Source organism: Streptomyces sp. NPDC004539 (assembly GCF_040610055.1).
Lineage (GTDB): Bacteria > Actinomycetota > Actinomycetes > Streptomycetales > Streptomycetaceae > Streptomyces.
Genome location: NZ_JBEXLS010000029.1, coordinates 86,244 through 103,828 on the forward strand (window position 1 = coordinate 86,244; position 17,585 = coordinate 103,828).

The 17,585-nt window shown below is 71.6% G+C and carries 19 protein-coding genes and 2 pseudogenes; 7 read left to right on the forward strand and 14 right to left on the reverse strand.

The genetic code is table 11. The annotated features are described in order from the left end of the window. Positions 1-449: 449 nt before the first annotated feature. From ABZX85_RS41060 to ABZX85_RS41070, 3 genes are all read right to left on the reverse strand, one after another. Positions 450-1,448, reverse strand: a complete 999-nt coding sequence (locus ABZX85_RS41060) for a nucleoside triphosphate pyrophosphohydrolase (protein WP_355881166.1) — start codon at positions 1,446-1,448, stop codon at positions 450-452. Between the two features lie 156 nt (positions 1,449-1,604). Beyond that, entirely contained in the window at positions 1,605-2,240 is a 636-nt protein-coding gene (locus ABZX85_RS41065; RefSeq protein ID WP_355881169.1) for a SurA N-terminal domain-containing protein, read from the reverse strand. A gap of 205 nt (positions 2,241-2,445) precedes the next feature. After that, a complete protein-coding gene (locus ABZX85_RS41070; RefSeq protein ID WP_355881172.1) occupies positions 2,446-3,276 on the reverse strand; it encodes a glycoside hydrolase domain-containing protein in 831 nt (276 codons plus the stop codon). Positions 3,277-3,467: 191 nt separating this feature from the next. Between ABZX85_RS41070 and ABZX85_RS41075 the strand changes: the two genes are divergently transcribed. Further along, positions 3,468-3,881 (forward strand): hypothetical protein, encoded by a 414-nt coding sequence (locus ABZX85_RS41075; protein ID WP_355881175.1) that lies wholly within the window; start codon positions 3,468-3,470, stop codon positions 3,879-3,881. A gap of 3 nt (positions 3,882-3,884) precedes the next feature. Here the strand turns inward: ABZX85_RS41075 and ABZX85_RS41080 are convergent, their stop codons facing one another. From ABZX85_RS41080 to ABZX85_RS41090, 3 genes and pseudogenes are all read right to left on the reverse strand, one after another. Further along, positions 3,885-4,079 (reverse strand): DUF397 domain-containing protein, encoded by a 195-nt coding sequence (locus ABZX85_RS41080; RefSeq protein WP_355881292.1) that lies wholly within the window; start codon positions 4,077-4,079, stop codon positions 3,885-3,887. Beyond that, positions 4,059-4,223, reverse strand: a pseudogene (locus ABZX85_RS41085) (DUF397 domain-containing protein); the annotation flags it as partial. The gene ABZX85_RS41080 and the pseudogene ABZX85_RS41085, both read right to left, overlap by 21 nt. A gap of 2 nt (positions 4,224-4,225) precedes the next feature. Beyond that, positions 4,226-5,062, reverse strand: coding sequence for a helix-turn-helix transcriptional regulator (locus ABZX85_RS41090; protein ID WP_355881178.1), 837 nt, complete (start codon positions 5,060-5,062; stop codon positions 4,226-4,228). Between the two features lie 149 nt (positions 5,063-5,211). Here ABZX85_RS41090 and ABZX85_RS41095 point away from each other — a divergent pair, with 149 nt between their 5' ends. The 3 genes from ABZX85_RS41095 (at position 5,212) to ABZX85_RS41105 (ending at position 6,978) form a co-directional block, all read left to right on the forward strand. Beyond that, positions 5,212-5,616: an ATP-binding protein gene (locus ABZX85_RS41095; protein ID WP_355881181.1), complete on the forward strand. Its 405-nt coding sequence runs from the start codon at positions 5,212-5,214 to the stop codon at positions 5,614-5,616. Between the two features lie 143 nt (positions 5,617-5,759). Then, positions 5,760-6,494 carry a hypothetical protein gene (locus ABZX85_RS41100; RefSeq protein ID WP_355881184.1) on the forward strand — a complete coding sequence of 245 codons (735 nt, stop codon included), beginning with the start codon at positions 5,760-5,762 and terminating at the stop codon, positions 6,492-6,494. Positions 6,495-6,555: 61 nt separating this feature from the next. Beyond that, on the forward strand, positions 6,556-6,978 hold the full coding sequence (locus ABZX85_RS41105; RefSeq protein ID WP_355881186.1) for a DUF6174 domain-containing protein: 423 nt from the start codon (positions 6,556-6,558) through the stop codon (positions 6,976-6,978). Here the strand turns inward: ABZX85_RS41105 and ABZX85_RS41110 are convergent. From ABZX85_RS41110 to ABZX85_RS41135, 6 genes are all read right to left on the reverse strand, one after another. Then, positions 6,964-7,671, reverse strand: a complete 708-nt coding sequence (locus ABZX85_RS41110; protein ID WP_355881189.1) for a hypothetical protein — start codon at positions 7,669-7,671, stop codon at positions 6,964-6,966. The two genes, ABZX85_RS41105 and ABZX85_RS41110, sit on opposite strands and share 15 nt — an antisense overlap. After that, positions 7,656-9,248: a hypothetical protein gene (locus ABZX85_RS41115; protein WP_355881192.1), complete on the reverse strand. Its 1,593-nt coding sequence runs from the start codon at positions 9,246-9,248 to the stop codon at positions 7,656-7,658. The genes ABZX85_RS41110 and ABZX85_RS41115 overlap by 16 nt, the downstream gene beginning before the upstream one ends. After that, positions 9,245-10,117 carry an ABC transporter ATP-binding protein gene (locus tag ABZX85_RS41120; protein WP_355881195.1) on the reverse strand — a complete coding sequence of 291 codons (873 nt, stop codon included), beginning with the start codon at positions 10,115-10,117 and terminating at the stop codon, positions 9,245-9,247. The genes ABZX85_RS41115 and ABZX85_RS41120 overlap by 4 nt, the downstream gene beginning before the upstream one ends. After that, positions 10,118-11,005: a zf-HC2 domain-containing protein gene (locus ABZX85_RS41125; RefSeq protein ID WP_355881198.1), complete on the reverse strand. Its 888-nt coding sequence runs from the start codon at positions 11,003-11,005 to the stop codon at positions 10,118-10,120. Further along, entirely contained in the window at positions 11,005-11,661 is a 657-nt protein-coding gene (locus ABZX85_RS41130; protein WP_355881201.1) for an RNA polymerase sigma factor, read from the reverse strand. Before ABZX85_RS41130 ends, ABZX85_RS41125 begins: the two co-directional genes overlap by 1 nt. Positions 11,662-11,766: 105 nt before the next feature. After that, positions 11,767-12,480 (reverse strand): HNH endonuclease family protein, encoded by a 714-nt coding sequence (locus ABZX85_RS41135; RefSeq protein ID WP_355881204.1) that lies wholly within the window; start codon positions 12,478-12,480, stop codon positions 11,767-11,769. Between the two features lie 209 nt (positions 12,481-12,689). Here ABZX85_RS41135 and ABZX85_RS41140 point away from each other — a divergent pair, with 209 nt between their 5' ends. Together ABZX85_RS41140 and ABZX85_RS41145 are read left to right on the forward strand one after the other, a co-directional pair. Beyond that, a complete protein-coding gene (locus ABZX85_RS41140) occupies positions 12,690-12,875 on the forward strand; it encodes an antitoxin (RefSeq protein ID WP_355881207.1) in 186 nt (61 codons plus the stop codon). Positions 12,876-12,978: 103 nt separating this feature from the next. Beyond that, positions 12,979-13,317 (forward strand): annotated as a pseudogene (locus ABZX85_RS41145) (GNAT family N-acetyltransferase); the annotation flags it as partial. A gap of 55 nt (positions 13,318-13,372) precedes the next feature. On the opposite strand, the gene ABZX85_RS41150 reads toward ABZX85_RS41145, so the two are convergent. Continuing rightward, on the reverse strand, positions 13,373-14,251 hold the full coding sequence (locus tag ABZX85_RS41150; protein WP_355881295.1) for a chlorophyllase: 879 nt from the start codon (positions 14,249-14,251) through the stop codon (positions 13,373-13,375). Positions 14,252-14,502: 251 nt separating this feature from the next. On the opposite strand from ABZX85_RS41150, the gene ABZX85_RS41155 reads away from it, so the two are divergent. Continuing rightward, positions 14,503-15,078: a TetR/AcrR family transcriptional regulator gene (locus ABZX85_RS41155; RefSeq protein ID WP_355881210.1), complete on the forward strand. Its 576-nt coding sequence runs from the start codon at positions 14,503-14,505 to the stop codon at positions 15,076-15,078. A 69-nt stretch (positions 15,079-15,147) separates the two neighbouring features. Here the strand turns inward: ABZX85_RS41155 and ABZX85_RS41160 are convergent, their stop codons facing one another. Beyond that, the gene (locus ABZX85_RS41160) at positions 15,148-17,517 is read right to left on the reverse strand and encodes a hypothetical protein (RefSeq protein WP_355881213.1); all 2,370 of its coding nucleotides are present in this window, start codon (positions 17,515-17,517) and stop codon (positions 15,148-15,150) included. Between the last annotated feature and the right edge of the window lie 68 nt (positions 17,518-17,585).

The following is a 17,585-nucleotide window of genomic DNA, read 5'->3' on the forward strand; positions in this document are numbered from 1 at the left end:
TAAGGCCGGTTGGGGACCGGAGCCAGCGAGGGGGGCCGGGGACCGACGCTGACCGGCGGGGGATGCGGGCAGTGACGGGCGGGGTCGGGCGGGAGGCGTTCACCTCGGCACTCCGCCCCCCATCACCTCAGCCCTCGGCACTCCAGCTCCCTTCACCTCAACCCCCACCTCCACCCACTCCACCTATTCCACCCGGCCCTCCGGCCCTCCGGTCTTCCGGCCTTCCATCCTTCCATCCCTCCATCCCTCCATCCCTCCATCCCTCCATCCCTCCATCCCTCCATCCCTCCATCCCTCCATCAGGATCAGCCCCAAGCCATCCGCCCTCGGACTCCGCCCCCTCCAGCCCCCAGGCAACACCCACCCCCGAACCGCCCCCGCCCCGACACCCCACCCCCAAGCCAACTCCCGCCCTCAAGCCGCCCGCACCCACAAACCGACGCTCGCCCTCAGCTGTCCCCCACCCCCTCGACCCCCCGCACAGCCTCCCGATAAACACGAGCCGCCGCTCGGAGTGCTGACTCGGGGTCCACCCCCTCGCTCTCGGCCCGAGCCGCGAGTGCGAGTAGTTCGTAGCCCACGCCCTCACCTGTGGGGAGGGGGACGTCAAGGCCGGCCGTGCGGACGCGGGAGGTGAGCTTGGTGGCGAGGGCCAGGGCGGGCTGGTGGAGGGGGACGCCGTCGGTGACGGAGGCGCGGCGTTTTTCGATCGCCTTGGTGCGGAGCCAGTGCTCCTTGACGTCCTCGGGGGTGGTGGCGACGGCGTCGGCGAAGACGTGGGGGTGGCGGTGGATCAGTTTCGTGATGATCGTGGCGGCCACGTCGTCGATGGAGAAGGGCGTCTCCGGGTCCTCCTCGGCGATACGCGCGTGGAAGACGACCTGGAGAAGGACGTCGCCCAGCTCTTCGCGCAGTTCCTCCCGGTCCCCCTCCTCGATCGCCTCGACGAGTTCGTACGCCTCCTCGACCGCGTACTTGGCGAGCCCCTTGTGGGTCTTCTGGGAGGACCAGGGGCATTCGAGGCGGATGCGGTCCATGACCTGGACGAGGTCGAGGAGCCGGGCGCCGGGGAGGTCGTAGGAGGCGGGGAGGAGCTCCAGCTCGGGCATGGCGACCCGGCCGGAACCGGCGAGACGGGCGAGCCCGTCGGTGAGGGCGGGCTCACCCTCACCGGTGGCGACGACGAGGACGGTCCGTCCGCCGGCGCACTCCCCCACGAGCTCCTCGGCGGAGGGCGAGCCGGACTCCACGACGATGCCCGCGTCCCGCAGATACGGCAGCTGGGGGTGCGCGCCGTCCGCACAGAGCACCCGGTCCGCCGCGTGCAGCGCCTGCCAGGCGGGCCAGGAGAGGAGGCCGGGGGCGACGCGGTGGCTGGTGGTGAGGAGGACGATGCGGCCGGTGGGCTGCGCGGGAGCTGGGGAATCTGCGGGACTCGTTTCGTTCACACCCCGAACGTAACCCACTCCCCGATCCCGCCGGGAAAGTTATCCACAGCCTGGGGACGCAAGTCGTACAACCATCTTGTACGCCCCCACCAGCCCCCGGTCCCCGGCCCTCAGCGCTCAGCCTCCGGCCTCAGCCCCTCCCCCGGCCCGCCCCGCCTACGCCGTCCCCGCCGTAACCTCCCGCACCCAAGGCGTAGCCGCATCCACCCGGCTCACCTTCTGCACGTCCCACCCCCCGTACCGGGGATTGAGATCCACCCCCAGCTCCTTGGACGCGGCGGACAGCGCGTTCCAGAACGCCGGCTGGCTGGTGTCCGTCCCCAGTTTCGCCGCCAACTTCTGCGCCTCCAGCTGGAGATGGAGGTTCTCGTCGAGCCGCTGCGGCGGCACCCCGTACTGCTGGAGCCAGGCCGTCTCCAGCCCTTCCGAGCCGCCCGCCTGCTGTTCGAGACCGGCCCGCATCTGCTGGACCTCGTGGCGGCTGACGGTGACGCCCGCGTTCTCGGCGGCCTTCTGGAGGACCTTGTCGAGGACCATGCCGTGCAGCGTGTCGCGGGTGAGCGTGCCGGTCTGGGCGATGGCCTGCGCGTACTGGGCGTCGTCCTCGACGGCCGAACGCTGGGCGTCCCGGACCTCGTTGACGCGGTTCTCCAGCTGCGAGACGGTGATCCGCTGGCCCCCGACGACAGCCGCGGCACCGGGGTGCGCGTCGCTCCCGCAGGCCGTGAGGAGGGGGGCTGCCGCGGCGATCGTGGCGGTCAGCAGGAGCGCGGTACGACGACGGCGGTGCAAGGAGACCTCCTGTGGGAGCTTGTGCGGCGGTGCACAAAGTCTTGCGGTGATCGATGGTAGGCAGTGGTGTGCCTGGGGCCAACCCATTCGACCAACGATTCACCGGGACTTGGGGCACCGCCGCGCCCGCGTCACGCGCTCAGGGGGTGGCGTCCGGCGCGTGTTCGAGAAACGCCCCCTGGAAATCAGCGGATGTCAGCGGATGTCAGCCGACGATCGCGACCGGCGCGTCCCACGAGTTGCGGTCGATGGTGATCGTGTAACCGCCGCGCGTCTCCTTGCTGTTCACCTTGTACTGGTGGCCGCGGCTGTGGTTGGTGAACTGGTCCTTGCCCCAGGGCCAGTCGGCGGTGGTGGTGTCCTGACCGTTGTACAGGGCGTACCAGAGGTTGCCGGGCAGGTCGGTCTTGTTGGTGGCGGTGGCGATCGCCTTCGCGCTGGAGGAGGTGAAGCCGTAGTACCCGGCGCGGTAGACCTTGCCGCGGAGGGTCTTCGTGAACGAGCGCACATACGCCAACACGGCGTCGTTGCACGCCTTGTTGGTGATGTCGTACGCCTCCATGTCGAGGTAGATCGCGCTGCCGGCCTTCATGCCGAGCGCGGACGCCTTGCTGACGGCGTCGGCGGCGTCGGTGGCGCCCAGGGAGGTCGCCGTGGCGGGGGTGATCTTCTCGGGGCTGGAGCCCGTCTGGCACGGGGGCTGGGCGCCGACGTACAGCGGAATCAGCTTCCAGCCCTGGGAGTTGACCGACTTCACCCAGGAGTTGGTGAGGTTGGGCTGGGCACAGCCGCGGTTCTTGCCGCCGATGTAGACGGCCGCGCCGCCGTAGTAGCCGTCCGTCTTCCACGCCTTCATCGCGGCGAGCGAGGGGGCGGTGCACGTGTCGAACGCGCGCCCCGTGAAGGTCTTCTGCGCCGGCCAGACGGTGGCCGCCATCGACTGCTGCGCCGCGACGACACCGCCCGCGACGACGACGGCGCTCGCCGCGCCCCAGGCGATGTATCTGCGCTTCCTCGACTGCCGGTGCTCTGCCATTCCCACCCCTTGATCGTTCAAACCCTGCGGCTCGCAAACTAACCGATGCCGCGTCCGTCTCCCGGAAACGTGAGTTTCCGATCGTCACAAGAATCTCTCACGTCGCGGTAAAGCGGGCGGGGCGTGGGTGGCTGTCGGCCCGGTGCCCTACGCTGGCCCGACGACGGGGCGGGATGCGGGATGGGGACGGCATGACGGGCATACCAGGCGGTTACGACTACTCCACGCCGCCCCCGGCTTCCGCGAAGCGCCTGGAGGCGGGGTGGGGTGAGCGGATCGGGTGGACCGTCCCCGTCTGGGGCAGTCTCGGCCTGTTCGCGCTGGTGCCCTTCCTGTACGTCGCCCTCCGCCGCGGCCTCCCGTCCGACTGGACCGCCTGCATCTCCTTCTTCGTCTACGAGGCCGCCGTCTGGACGTGGCTCATCGTCCTGGAGGACGGCGCGGGCGACGGCGTCTTCGGCCTGACCCTCATCTTCGCGATGGTCATGGGCACGGCCCTCACCCTCTTCGCCCTCTTCGACCCCAAGCCGAACCGGCCCCCGCTCCCGTACGGGGCGGGCCCCCGCCCGAACCCGTACCAGCAGAACTACCCGTACGGGCGTTGAGAGTCACCGCTTGAGGGAGTCGAGGAAGGGTTGGAAGGCGGGGGCGGGGAAGGTGAGGGTGGCTCGGGCGGGGGCTTTGGAGTCACGTACGGCCGTGTGGGTACGGGAGTTGGCGACCTCGACACAGTCATTGCCGTCACCGCCACCGGAGTAGGACGACTTCCGCCAACCGCCGGGAAGCGCTCCGAGAAACGCCACGAACGCGCCGGTACCGAAGGTGAGGGTGGCGCTCGCGGGGGCCTTGGAGTCGCGTATCGCGGTGCGGGCAGGGGAGTTGGCGACCTCGACACAGTTGTTGCCGTCGCCTTCACCCGAGTAGGACGACTTCCGCCACTTGTCCATGGTCATAGCTCCCTCGCCAGCTTATGGATGAACTCACGCGACTGCTCACGCGGCAGCGACACGGCTTCAACGCTGCTGAAGCGCGTGCGGAACACGCCGAGTTGAGCTTCGGAGTCGATGAAGACGGTCCCGTGGGGCGCGTCCCGCACCACCGTGTCCAGCTTAGGCACCGGGCCGCCCACGTACATCATCGAGCTTGAGGCCGTGGCGAATCCGTCCAGATCGAAGGGGATGACGCGTACGGTGATGTGGTCGGCCTCCGAGAGTTCCAGCAGCTTGGCGAGCTGAGCGCGGGAGACGGCGCGGTCGCTGACCCTGATGCGCAGTGCCGACTCGTGGATCAGCAACTTGTGGGGGATGGCGATCTGCTGGCGCCGCATCCGGTGTCGCACCCGCAACTCAAGCTCTTCACCGGCAAGTTCAGGAATCCTGTTGGAGAACACGGCGCGGGCGTAGTCCTCGGTCTGCACGAGTCCCGGCACGTAGAGGATGGCCACCTCGTCCAGGAACCGGGCGTGACAGTCCAGGGCCGCGATATCCAGGAACGACGTCGGCAGCAGCCCCCGGTACTCCTCCCACCACCCCCGCGTCCGATCCGTGGCGATGGCGACCAGTGCGTCCACGAACTCCCCGTCCTCACAAGCGTAGTGGGACGCGAGGCGTCGTAGCCGCTGTTCGCTGACCCCCGCGAGCCCCTGTTCGATGTGCGTGATCTGCACCCGCCCCGTACCGAGCAGCGCCGCCGCCTCCCGCCCGGAGAGCCCCGCGGCCTCGCGCAGACGGCGCAACTCCGTCCCCAGCCGGATCTGCCGAGCGGTGGGCTCACGCCTCAGGACCATCAGTCACTCCCCAGTCCAACATCCCCGCCGACACCGCTCGTTCGGGGTCAGATTACGCGATCCGCTTGTTCCGGATGACAAGTTAGCCCTACCGTCAGTGACGCACCAAACACGGCACGAACCCTCCACGCACGAACCGGAGTTGCCCCATGCCCGAGAAATCCCCCTGGGAGTACACCCTCCACCTCCCCAACGACCCCCGAGGCGTCACCGTCACCCGCCGCGCCCTGCGCCTGATCCTCACCCTCCACGGCCACATCACCCTCGTGGACGTCGCCGAACTCCTCACCGCCGAGCTCGTGGCGAACGCCGTCCAGCACACGAAGGGGGCCGTCAGTGTGAAGATCTCCTGGTCGGCGGGGGTCGCGAGGATCGGTGTGTGGGACGCCGACCCGGAGCCGCCGGACGTCCCGGAGGGCCTCGCGGGGGAGTTGGAGGAGAGCGGGCGGGGGATGGGGCTGATCCAGGCGTGCGCGGCGTCGTGGGGCTGGCGGCCGATGAGCAGGCGGGGGACGCGGGGGAAGTACGTGTGGTGCGAACTGGACGCCGCCTGACACGGTCGTACAGAAATCGCACCCCCTTTGATCACCCTTTGGGCATTCGGAGACGTTTCTGTGTCCTCGGTCTCCTTATGATCACCCCTCCGGGCCCGGCGACGATCGGGCCCGTACTCGTGTACGACGACTCAAGGACACCGATGCGCACCCAGACCGCCCTCAAGACGCTGGCCCTCGCCGCGGCCCTCCCCCTCGCCCTGACGGCCTGCTCCTCGGGCGACGGCGACAAGGGCACGCCCGCCGCGAAGGAGGTCGCCACGCCGACGGCGAAGACGCCGGCCAAGCCGAAGGACCCCAACAAGGGGATTCTCACCGGCACTCAGCTCAAGAAGGCGCTCGCGCCGGCGTCGTACTTCGCGGCCGGGTTCGCGCTGGACCCGAGCGCGACGAGAGACACCGGCGACACGTACAGACTCCCGGCGACGAACAACGCCGCGAAGCCGGACTGCTCGGCGTTCGGCGGCACGGCGTGGATCGATCTGACGGGGATAGAGGGGGTCTCGTTCGCGCAGGCGTCGTACGTGAACAAGAACTCCTCGGCGGAGCTGGACCAGGAGATCGACGCGTACCGGGCCACGACCTCGACGGACGTGATGGCCGCGCTGCGGAAGGTCGTCGCGGCCTGCCCGGAGTACACCGACACCGACACGAAGAGCAAGGTGAAGATCACCGGCGCGACCGGCCCCGCCCTCGGCGACGACGCCTACACCATCACCCTGACCAGCGACGCCTGGGAGACCGGCACCACCCTCATCGCCGCCCGCGTCGGCACGAACATCGTCTCCGTCCTTTCCACCGACGGCGCCGCGAACGGCGCGGCCAGCGCGAAGAAGCTGACGACCCAGGTGGTGACGGCCCTGAAGTCCACCTCCTGAACCTCCCGCCCCGCCCCGGCGTCGAGGTCATGACCGCCCCACCGAAAGAACCGGGACCGCCATGCCCTCCGCACGCCACCCCCGAACCGCCGCCCTGACCCTGGCCACAACCCTGGCCTCGGCCCTGACGACGGCCTGCGCCACCCCCCACACCTACTCCGACTCCGCCACGACGCCCTGGCGCGAGCCCCCCTCGTACACCTACACCCTGACCGCCGACACCCAGATCCTCTCCGGCACCTTCCACCTCACCGTCCACCACCTCCGAGTCACCACCACCCCACCCCACCCCTCCACCCAACTCCCCACCATCGGGACCCTGTTGACCCGCCTCAGAACCGCCCGCCACCACCACGCCGACACCGCCGACATCGCCTACGCCCCCGACGGCCGCCCCACCCGCATCGTCCTGGACGAGGACCGGAACGCGGTCGACGACGAGGAGACGTACCTGATCACGGCGTTCCGGCTAGCACCGGGCTGAAGCCCGTCTCTCTCCGAGGAAGACGGCCGCGAGGACGGTGAGGGCGATCAGCGCCGAGGCCCAGCCCCGGCGGGACGCCTCCCAGAACTCGCCGTGCGGAACGGCGAACAGCCAGGGCCGGGCAGGACCGAGGAGCAGGGCAAGGGGAAGAAGGACGCTGCCGGGCGCGGCGAGCGCACTGCCGCGTTCTCCACCGGTGAGGCGCAGTCCGAGCGCGGCGAGCAGGACCGCAGCGGACCCGAGCGCGGCGGCTTCCAGACACAGCCCGGCCAGGGGCAGCGCGGCGCGGTCGTCCGAGGGGACTGCCGCACGGAGCAGGAGCGCGCACACCGTCCAGGCTGCGGCGAGCGGCACGCAGACGGGCACGAGACGCAGGAGCCGGCGCGGGGTGACGGGGAACGGGAGGACCGCCGTGGTGCGCGCGCCCGGATCGTCCAGGGCGAACGCGACGGGGAGTACACAGAGGGTCGTCACCACGCGCAACAGGAGGGCCGCGACAACTGGTTGGAGGTGCAGGGAGAGTGCCGAGGGGACGGCGGCGAGCGCGAGGGCCGGACCGGCGGCCAATGCCATGGGGGTCGTCGGCGCGAGGCGGATCAGGTGGCGGCCGAGGCCGAGGGACAGACGTACCCCCTTCAGTGGGCCTAGCGCCCCGGTCAGAAGGTCGCGCGCCCCGGTCAGAGAGCCTCGCATCGGGTGCCCTCCGCACTCCTCGGTGAGTCCGGTGGCGGGGCGGCCCCCAGCACCCGGGCCGCCCGCGAAGTGCGGGTGCGTTCGTCGGTCAGGATCGGCCAGGAGGCCGTCAGTCGGTCGGCGATCTCGGCGGCGGGCCGTGTGAGCAGTTCGCGTACGACGCGTATCTCGGGGTCGCTCACACCGAGCGCCTGGGCGGAGCCGAGGGTGGTGAGGGTGATGCCGCCGATGCTGCGCCGGTCCAGGGAGCGCAGGGCGTCGGCGGTCTCCGGGGTCGCCTGCGCGGCGAGCCACAGGACCGTCATCGCGCGGGCCCCGCACAGCATCGAGCCAGTCTGGTGGTCGCTGCCGCCGGGGACCACCCGGTCGGCGAAACGCACGGCGAAGGAGAGGATCTCGGCGCCGCCGATGTCGTCCGTACCCCAGCCGGTGCCGACCGTCACCGCGCCGGGTGTGCCGTGCCGGGCGTCGTCCCGCGCCCAGTCCGCCAGCGGCGGCACACCGGTCACGCCTCCCGCGTGGGTACCGAAGAACACCCGTTGCCGTACCGCGTACGAGCCCTCGGCGGCGGGGGTGCTGCGGAGAATGCCGTCGGTCACTCGCTGCCAGTCCGCGCTGCGGGCCATGAACTCGGGGAACGCGCAGAACGTGACCCGGTCGGCGACCCGGCAACGCTGCCGGTCCCCCGGATGCCGTTCCGCATCCGCCCGGCGGGCCGCCACCTCGTCGGGGAGCGGCCGGTACTGCGCGGCGCCGGCCACGGCCGCGGTCACGACGAGGAGGACGAGGGCGGCCCGCACCGGCGCCGCGCGCAGCCCTGAGCGGACCAGGGCGAACAGGGCGAGTACGCCCGTCACGGCGGCCAGGTAGACGAGGTGCTCGACGACCGGGCGGTACATCAGGCCGGCGGGCAGCGGCGCCGCGAACTCGCCCTCCACGCCGACCGGACCGACCCACTTCATGCCCCGCACATCGAGCGCGCCGCACAGGACGAGGGTACCGAGGACCAGCACGGCGTAGGGTCCGGCGGCTGCCGACGGGGTGAGGCACGCCAGGGTGACTCCGGCGCAGCCGGCGAGCAGGACCACGAGCGGCCCGGTGGCGAGTTCGGCCGGCGACGGACTGCCCACGGAGGTGGGAGCCGCTGCGTACACGGTGATGCGGGCCGTGGCCAAGGCAGCGGCCGACGCGGCGGGCGGGAGGGCCGTGGCGAGGTGGGCGAGCGTCCGCCGCCACGGGGGCAGGCTCAGGACGCCGCTGATGGGCTGCGCGCCGTGCCGCCGCATGCGGGTGGTGGTGAGGTTCGTCGCGACGAGCGACCCGGCGGCCAGGAGAAGCAGCGGGAGTTGCCCGTACCTGTCCTCGTCCTGGAGCACCGGGTACCGGCCGCGCGGGCCACCGCCCCACGTCTCGTACGCCCACAGGGCCGTGTACAGGACGACGGCGGTGAGGAAGGCCGGATGCCGCAGGACACGCGCGGACTCGAAACGGGCCAGGGCCCGCGCGGCACGGGAGGCGTCTGGAGGCGGGGGGTTCGGGGGTCGTACGGCCGTGGCGGCGGCCCCTGTGCTGCTCATGCCGTGCCCTCCCTCGTCCGTTCGCCGTCCAGGAGCAGCAGGTAGCCGTCCTCGATGGTCGGTTCGAGCGGGGTCGCGCCCTGGGGCGGGTCCCCGATGTTGCGGACCGCGCCGACACCGGTACGCCAGGCGGCGACGGCGCCCGGGGCCCGTTCGGCACCGCTCCAGACCCGGTCTCGGGCCAGTAGCGCCAGTTCGGCGGGGGTGCCCTGGAACCGGACGGCGCCTCGGTCGAGGACGACGACCTGGTGGCAGAGGGCCGCCACGTCCTCCGTCTGGTGGGTCGAGAGGAGGACGGTACGGCCCTCGCCGAGTCCGGCGACGAGTTCCCGGAACCGCAGCCGCTGTTCGGGGTCGAGGCCCACGGTCGGCTCGTCCAGGATCAGCAGTTCGGGGTCGCCGACGAGCGCCGCGGCGAGGCCGACGCGCTGCCGCATGCCGCCCGACAGCTTCCTGATCCGCCGGCCGCGGTCCGCCGTCAGACCGACCTCCTCCAGGACCCTGCGGGCCTCCGCACGCCGGGTGTCCCGGTCGCTGATCTCCTTGAGGATGCCGACGTAGTCGATGAACTCGAACGCCGTGAAGTGGGCGGGCAGCCCGGGGTTCTGCGGAAGGTAGCCGAGGCGACGGCGTACGGCGCGGCGGCCGGCCGGGGTCAGCGGGTCGTGGCCCAGGACGGACAGCGTGCCCGTGTCGGGGCCGGTCGCGGTGGCCAGGGTGCTCAACAGCGTTGTCTTGCCCGCACCGTTGGGGCCCAGCAGACCCGTCACCCCTGGTTCCAGGGTCAGCGAGACGCCCGACAGCGCCGTACTGCTTCCGTAGCGCACGGCGACTCCACTGAGCGTGACCCGTCCTGTCGTGGATCGCATCTAGGCCGTCCTTCCACGCGGGGCCGGTCGGCCTCTGTCGAATCCGTCGCGCAGGACGACGAGCGCCGCGATCGCCACAACGGCTGTACCCGCCATGGCCAGTTGAGCCGCCGGGAGCAGCGTCAGCGTCGCGGCTGGCAGGGTCGCGTCGTAGGTGGCTACGAGGCACAGGGCCCAGGCTGTGAGGGTCAGGGACACGGCCGGCAAGGCGTCCATACGGCTCGACAGGGCGAGGCACAGGGCCGTCAGCATCAGGGACGGGACGAGCCAGCCGAGCGTGTAGGGGAACGGGAGCGGCAGCGCTACGGCACCCGCCGAGGCCAGGACCAGGCTCAGGATGTGCACTGCCGCCGCGCGCAGCAGGACGACGCGGAGGCCGCCCAGCGGGGAGACCGTAAGCCATACGTACGCCGGGTCGAAGCGGCGGCCGGTGACCGAGGCGACGGCGGCGGCGGACAGGGCGGGCACCAGCGCGAAGAACAGCAGCGGGGCCGACGTCGATCCGCTCCAGCGGGCGGCGGCGACGGCGAGGACGACCAGCAGGACCGATCCGCACCACCAGGAGCGACGCAGGGCAGGCATCGCCGCGCACAGGCGGGCGGCGTCCTCGGGGACACCGACGCGGAGCGCGCATCTCTCCAGCAGGCTCCGGTCCGGTTCGTCGACGGCGTGGTCGACGCGTTGCCACAGGCTGGACAGTTCCGGCTCGGCGGCGACGAAGGGGGAGAGGCGGTCTCGGCAGTCGGGGCAGAGGTCGAGGTGGATCTCGACGGCGTCTCTGGTCGGCTCGGGGAGAGGGTGAGTCGCGTACTGCTGGAGTCGGAGGGTGGTCAAGTGGTCCATGGGCTCGGAGGGGCTCAGGTGGTCGGGGTGGTTCTGGTGGTGCATCAGGGCCTCCCCCGGCCGAGGTCTTCAGCGGACGCCCTCGGCACGTGCCTTGCCGGTGCCGTGTCTGTTCCTGCGCCTGTTCTTGCGCCTGCGCCCGGCATCAGGCGTTCCCTCAGAAGTCTTCTGGCCCTGGAGGCACGGGACTTGACCGTCCCTTCGGGGATGTCCAGACGTTCGGCCGTCTCCTGGACCGTCAGTCCTTCGAGTGCGGTGGCCCGGACGACGGCACGGAGGTCGGCGGGCAGGTGGTCCACCGCCGCGAGGGCTCCGTCGCCGAGTTCGGTCATGACCTCGTCCTCAGGGGAGGACGCGTGGCGTCTCGGCAGGCCCGCCAGGCGGCCGAGTAGGCGGCCCCTGCGTTCGTGCGCCCGCCTCGCGTCGATCAGCCGGTGGCTGCCGGCCCGCCACAGCCAGCCGCTCACGTCACTGACCCGGTCGGCATGTCCGCGCCCGCCCTCACGGCGGCGCCAGACCTCCACGAAGACGTCCTGGACAACCTCGTCCACCAGGACGTGATCGCCGCATCGCTGCCGCAGGCGGCCCCTGAGCCAGGGGGCGAATCTGCGGAACAGCTCCTCGAACGCGTCCCGGTCCCCCTCGGCCACGGCTTCCATGAGTTCGGCGTCACCGCGCACCCCCTTCCGTTCGGCCCTCACACTCCCTTCGTCGAAATGAGTGGCTTTCCGGGTTCACGCCTCAGATGTGACCTGCATCACACTCGCGCGAGGGGGCTGGCATTCCGATAATCGCCCCGCCCAGGGTCACTTCGCGGTGAATCGTTCCGGCGCCTTCGTGGGGTTGCCGCCCGTGGGGAGTTTCTGGGTGGGGCAGGTCTTGAGGACCTTTTCCATGGCGGATTTCTCCGCGTCGCTGACCCAGAGGCCGTACTTCTTCTTCACCGCGACCTGGGCGGCCACGTAGGTGCAGCGGTAGGAGGTGTTCGGGGGGAGCCAGGTCGCCGCGTCGCCGTCGCCCTTGGAGCGGTTGGTGGAGGAGTCGACGGCGAGGAGGTTGAGGGGGTCGTTGGCGAGGGCGATGCGCTTGCTCGCGTCCCAGTACTTGGCGCCCTTCTGCCAGGCGTCCGACAGGGCGACGACGTGGTCTATGTCGACGAGGCTCTTGCCGCGCCGGTAGGTGACGTCCTTGCCGGAGTAGGGGTCCGACTCCAGGACGCCGTACGACACTTTGCAGTCGCCGCCGGTCAACTTCACGTCCGCCAGGTCCCGTTGGAGTATGTCGTCGCGGGTGTTGCAGCCGTTGGAGTCGGTGTCGGCCCAGGCCGAACCGAAGGCGTCCCGGGAGTAGCCGGTCTTGGGGGCCCGGCCCTTCACCGGCAGCGCCTCGGCCGCCGTCAGCGCCGCGCCGCCCCGGGGGAGCGGGCCCGACGCGCCGCCCCCGTCCTTCTCCTCGCTGCAACCCGCCACTGCCGCGACCAGCACGGCGGCGATCGCCACCCCGCCCCGAACACGCTTCACGCGCGCCCCTCCCGATGTCCTCTTGTGCCCGTTGTCCGCCACCCCGCACCGGACGTTTTCCCCGGTCAGGGCCGCGTACACGCTAGCGAGCGGGTGTGCGGGGTCACTCCGTGGGTACAGCCTCTCCCCACATTCACCCCCTTTCGGGTGGGCATTCGGAGCAACCCGGACATATGGTCGTCATGGATCACCTCCGGAAGGAGCCTTCGATGGGCCTCTTGGACAGGTTCAAGAACAACCAGGCGATGCAGGACAAGGCCAAGGACATGTCCGACACCGCCGAGAAAATGATCAACGAGAAGACCGGCAACAAGTACGAGAGCCAGGTCGACCAGGCCCAGCAGAAGGCAGAGGAAGCGCTGGGCATCAAGCGAGACGAGCCGGACCAGCGCTAGGCCGCCTCGCCGATCGGGATGGACCACCCCGGCGCCCACGGACACGTGGACGCCGGGGTCGGTCCCGAACGCGTTGGGGGGCGGGGCAGTTAGAGTCGCCGGCATGCATCCGGTCCACCGACGCGCCGCCCGCCTGTCGCTCCGCGAGCTGCAACCCTCCGACACGGACGCCGCGTTCGCCGCCTATGGCAGCGAACTCGCCACCGCCCACCTGTCGTTCGAACCACGCACCCTCGACGAGGTGCGGGACATCGTCACCCGAGCCGGACAGAGCGCCCGCACCGAGCCGCGCACGGAGTACGTACTGGCGGCCACAGAAGCGGACGACGGCCCCCTCGTCGGCGTCGGCCGCTTGGCCGCCGACCCACGCCAACCCCGCGCCGCCACCCTGGGGTTCACCCTGCGCCCCACCTCCTGGCACACCGACCTCGGCACGGAGACCGTCCACCTCCTCGCCCTCGCCCGCCCCCTCAACCCGACCTCCCCGGCCGCTCAGGTCACTTGCTCGTCAACTCCCCCACCCCACCCAGCTCTTCCTTCACGACCTCCGCCCAGTCGGCGTCTCCGACCCCCAGCGCGTCGTACAGAAATGCCGTGCTCACCCGGCGGATCAGGTCGACATGCGCGGGGTTCTCGTCGGTCGTCTCGGCGGATTCGTAGCCGGAGACGCCCCCGAGGGAGTGTTCCGCGCCGGAGAGGGTCAACAGGCTTTTGGGGCCGGGGCTGTGGGTGTAGGCGTCGGTGAACCAGTCCGGGCCCCGCATGGAGAGCCGGGACTGGTCGTGGTCACCGGCGACGACCAGGACTGGGGGTGCCATCGTCGTGAACGTCGGCCGCATGAAGGGGAGTTGCTCGGCGGCGAAGGGGGTGAGGCTGTCGCCGAGGCCGGCCGGGGCGAGGAGGACGCCGGCCAGGACGCGGGGGTCCGTGAAGTCCTCGTCCAGGGCGCGGGCACCGAGCAGCGTGCCGACCGTCTGCGCACCCCAGGAGTGCCCGGCGACGGCGATCCGGTCCCGGTCGACACGGCCCGCGAGACCGGGTACGGCCGATTCCAGGACGTCCAGGGAGTCGAGGACGCGTACGACGTCGTCGATCCGGAAACGCCAGATCAGCGGGGTGCGCGGGTCGTCGGCGGGGACGGCGAGCGTGCGGGAGTCGAGGTGGGTGGGCTGGAGGACGACAAAGCCGTGGGCGGCCCAGTGGTCGGCGAGGGGGGCGTACCCGTCGAGGGACGAGCCGAAGCCGTGGGAGAGGACGAGGACGGGCAGGCCGGTGCCGGTGACCGGTGCGGAGACGCGGACCTGGAGGTCCTGGCCCCGGCCGGGCGCGGGCAGGAGGACGGGTTTCACGGAGACGATCGGGGACGGTCCGGGCATGATCGGGGAAACTCCGGGCATGGCTGCGCCTTCCGGTGTGAGGAGTTCGCGAGGCGGGAGGGGCCGAGGCGTACGGCGGCATGACAAGCCGCCCGCCCCTCTGTCATCATCAAGAGAAACGGAACCTCGTTCCATTTAAGATACGGAACACTGTTCCGCTTTACAAGCCCCGCAAGCCCCTTCCCCACCCGCAAGCCCACCAGCTCGTAAGCCCACCGCCCCACCCGCCCGCCCGCGTGAGGAGTGCCGCCGTGCCCGGCAGCGACCAGGAGACCCCCCGCCGCAAGGACGCCCGCCGCAACCAGCAGACCCTGCTGGACGCCGCCGCCGCCGTCTTCGTCACCTCCGGCGTGGACGCCCCGGTCCGCGAGATCGCCGCGCGCGCCGGCGTCGGCACCGGCACGGTCTACCGCCACTTCCCCACCCGCGCCGACCTCGTCGTCGCCGTCTACCGCCACCAGGTCGACACCTGCGCCGAAGCGGGCCCCGCCCTCCTCGCCGACTCCCCCACCCCGCACGCCGCCCTGGCCCGCTGGACCGGCCTCTTCGTCGACTTCCTCGTCACCAAGCACGGCCTCGCGAGCGCGATGCAGGCCGACAACGCCGGCTACGGCACCCTCCACGCCTACTTCCTCGACCGCCTCCTCCCCGTCTGCACCGGCCTCCTCGACGCCGCGACCGCCTCCGGCGAGATCGACCCCGGCCTCGACGCGTACCAACTCCTGCGCGGCATCGGCAACTTGTGCGCCGGCGCGGACACCGACCCGAACTACGACGCACGCCGCCTGGTGGCGGTACTGGTCGAGGGGCTACGGCGGAGGGGGTAGGGGGGTCTACGGGCCGCTCGGAGGCGGGACGGGTACGTCGTACGACGCACCCCGCGCGACCGACCCCGCTCACCCCAGATACGGCGCGAAGCTCGCCGTGACCCGCGTGCTGTCGTCCGGCGCGAGGGACGGCGCGCAGGGGTTGGAGCCGGTGCAGGCGCCGGACCAGCCCTTCATGACGTAGCGGCGTCCGGGGTCGGTGAGGGTGGCGGTGAGCGTCGGTGTCGCGGTGACCCGGAGGGTGCACTGGGTGGAGACGTACCCCGAGCAGAGCTCCCCGGCGGAGAGGTCGGTGGCGGAGAGGCGGGAGGTGTCGCGCCCGCCGAGGAGGACGACCGTGAGGCCGACGTATCCCGTACCGCTCAGGTCGGACGTCAGGGTCGTACCCCCCGAGGTGATCGTGAGCCGGTCGGACTCGGGGCCCAGCCGGCTCGGCGAGAACTCGACCGTCACCGTGCAGGACGCCCTCGCCGCGAGCCGCTCCCCGCACGTGCCGTCCGCGTAGGAGAACGCGCTCTCGCCGGGGACGGTCGCGGGGCCGAGGTCGACGGCGCGGTCGTTGGGGTTGGTGACGGTGAAGTCGAAGGTCGGCGCGTCGACGGAAGGGAAGATGTGGGTCATCCCGAAGTCCCGTGCGGACGGCGAGAGTTCGGGCGCGGAGAGAATCTCGGACCCGCCGGACGACACACCCGTGGACGACCCCGTCGACGTACTCACGGACGCGCTGACCGACGCGCTCACGGACGACCCGCCGGACACCCCGGCCGACGCCGACCCCGTACCCGTAATACCCGTAGTACCCGTACTACCCGTCCCGCTCCCCACACCCCCACCCTCCCCCGGCGTCACCACCCCCGCCGACCCCGTACCCGTACCCGTAGTACCCCCACCCCCACCGACCACCTGCGCCACCGCCGTCCCCACCACCAGCACCCCCACCACCGCCGCCACGACCACCGCCACCCTCCGCCCGCCCCCCGACGGCCCACGCGGCGGAACCGACGGCAACGGCGGCACGGCGGACGGCACAGGGGGCCGCACAGCGGGCGGCACCGCAACCGGCCCAGCAGGCGCGGCCAACAACGCCAGATTCGCCCGAGTCACCTCCACCCCCGCCGAGTCCCCCAGCTCGGTCCGCAGGTCCAGCGCCCGCCGCAGCATCCGACGCGCGTGCTCCGTACGCCCGTTGAGGGCATGCTGCACCCCCTGCTGATGCGCGAAGTACGCCTCGGAGACGACGTCCCCGGCCTCCCGCGCGGCGGTGATCCCCTGCGCGAGGGTGTCCTGCCACGCCTGCCAGTGCCCCTGAACGAAGAGGACCCGCTCCAGGACCGTGACGAGCCGGACGACGGTCTGCCACTCCCGGCGTTCGGCGGCGAACCCGAGGAGGCCGAGGGCCCCGTCGAGGGCGCCGCGCGCGTCGGGCCCGGCGGGGTCGCAGGAGACGAGCCACGCGGCGAGGGAGCGGACGGCGGAGGCGAGCCCGAGGTGGCGGTAGAGGATGTGCCGGTAGGGCTCGGCCTTGCAGACGGGCAGCCCGAACCGGTCGTCGCGCCGCTCCGCGAGCCCGCGCTCGGCGAGCGACTCGAACGTCTGGGCGACGTAGGCGACATCGGCCATCTGCGCGAGCACCCCGGCGGGCAGCAGCGCGCCCCCGAGCAGCGTCAGCACGGCCAGCACCCGCCTCGCGTCGGGCCGCAGCGCCGACAGGGACAGCTCGTCGAGCACCCCGGGGTCGCCCTCCGCGCGGTCGGTGACGTAGGCGAGCGTGCGGCCGTCGTACCGTACGAGCGCGGCGGCCTGCCGCAGATGCAGCGGCTGCCCGTCGACGGCGACCGACAGCCGTCCCACCAAGGCCAGTTCGGCGCCGGAGAGCGGGCGCCCGAGGTCGCGGGCGAGAAGCTCGGCCGCCGCCTCCTCGGAGAGCCCCTCCAACGCGTACGACTCACCCGCCGCCCCCAGTGCGGGAGTTGCCGCGCCGATCACCAACGCGCAGCCCCGCAGGGCCTGTTGGAGGTAGGCGAGCTGCTGCGGGGTGTACGGGACGTCGTCGAGGGCGACGGTCGCGTCGACGGCGGTGAGGAACCCGGCGCACTGCTCGGTGCTGAAGCGGACGGGGCCCTGCCAGGTGTAGAAGCGCCGCATGAGGTCCTGGACGAGATCCTCAAGGGCCGTGGCACCCGCCCGGACGTACACGGCACGCGGCACGTTCCGCAGCAGGGTCGTCTTGCCCGCGCCGCACGGGCCGGTGAACTCGACGGCGGCCCGCGCGCGGACCCGGCCTAGCTCCGTCGACCGCCCTACGAGGTAAGGGAGTTGGACCGGCGCGGTCTGGGTGCGGCGGTACGGGATCGCCGTCGTGGGGGCCACGCGGGTGAGGCGGGCGCCGTGACGGCCGACCGGAGAGACGGAGTAACTGCCGGAGACGACACTGTTCATTCCTCCCCCTGGGAATGAACGGGGCGCCTGACAGGCGCCGGTGTGTCCAGGTTCGACCCGTCACCGGC

Excerpts from the sequence above, each read along its gene's own strand:
- ABZX85_RS41110 (WP_355881189.1), bottom strand. The coding sequence starts at position 7,671 with ATGCGAGGCTCTCTGACCGGGGCGCGCGACCTTCTGACCGGGGCGCTA.
- ABZX85_RS41150 (WP_355881295.1), bottom strand. The coding sequence starts at position 14,251 with ATGCCCGGACCGTCCCCGATCGTCTCCGTGAAACCCGTCCTCCTGCCC.
- ABZX85_RS41120 (WP_355881195.1), bottom strand. The coding sequence starts at position 10,117 with ATGCGATCCACGACAGGACGGGTCACGCTCAGTGGAGTCGCCGTGCGC.
- ABZX85_RS41095 (WP_355881181.1), top strand. The coding sequence starts at position 5,212 with ATGCCCGAGAAATCCCCCTGGGAGTACACCCTCCACCTCCCCAACGAC.
- ABZX85_RS41105 (WP_355881186.1), top strand. The coding sequence starts at position 6,556 with ATGCCCTCCGCACGCCACCCCCGAACCGCCGCCCTGACCCTGGCCACA.
- ABZX85_RS41125 (WP_355881198.1), bottom strand. The coding sequence starts at position 11,005 with ATGCACCACCAGAACCACCCCGACCACCTGAGCCCCTCCGAGCCCATG.
- ABZX85_RS41160 (WP_355881213.1), bottom strand. The coding sequence starts at position 17,517 with ATGAACAGTGTCGTCTCCGGCAGTTACTCCGTCTCTCCGGTCGGCCGT.
- ABZX85_RS41075 (WP_355881175.1), top strand. The coding sequence starts at position 3,468 with ATGACGGGCATACCAGGCGGTTACGACTACTCCACGCCGCCCCCGGCT.
- ABZX85_RS41100 (WP_355881184.1), top strand. The coding sequence starts at position 5,760 with ATGCGCACCCAGACCGCCCTCAAGACGCTGGCCCTCGCCGCGGCCCTC.
- ABZX85_RS41090 (WP_355881178.1), bottom strand. The coding sequence starts at position 5,062 with ATGGTCCTGAGGCGTGAGCCCACCGCTCGGCAGATCCGGCTGGGGACG.
- ABZX85_RS41115 (WP_355881192.1), bottom strand. The coding sequence starts at position 9,248 with ATGAGCAGCACAGGGGCCGCCGCCACGGCCGTACGACCCCCGAACCCC.
- ABZX85_RS41140 (WP_355881207.1), top strand. The coding sequence starts at position 12,690 with ATGGGCCTCTTGGACAGGTTCAAGAACAACCAGGCGATGCAGGACAAG.
- ABZX85_RS41070 (WP_355881172.1), bottom strand. The coding sequence starts at position 3,276 with ATGGCAGAGCACCGGCAGTCGAGGAAGCGCAGATACATCGCCTGGGGC.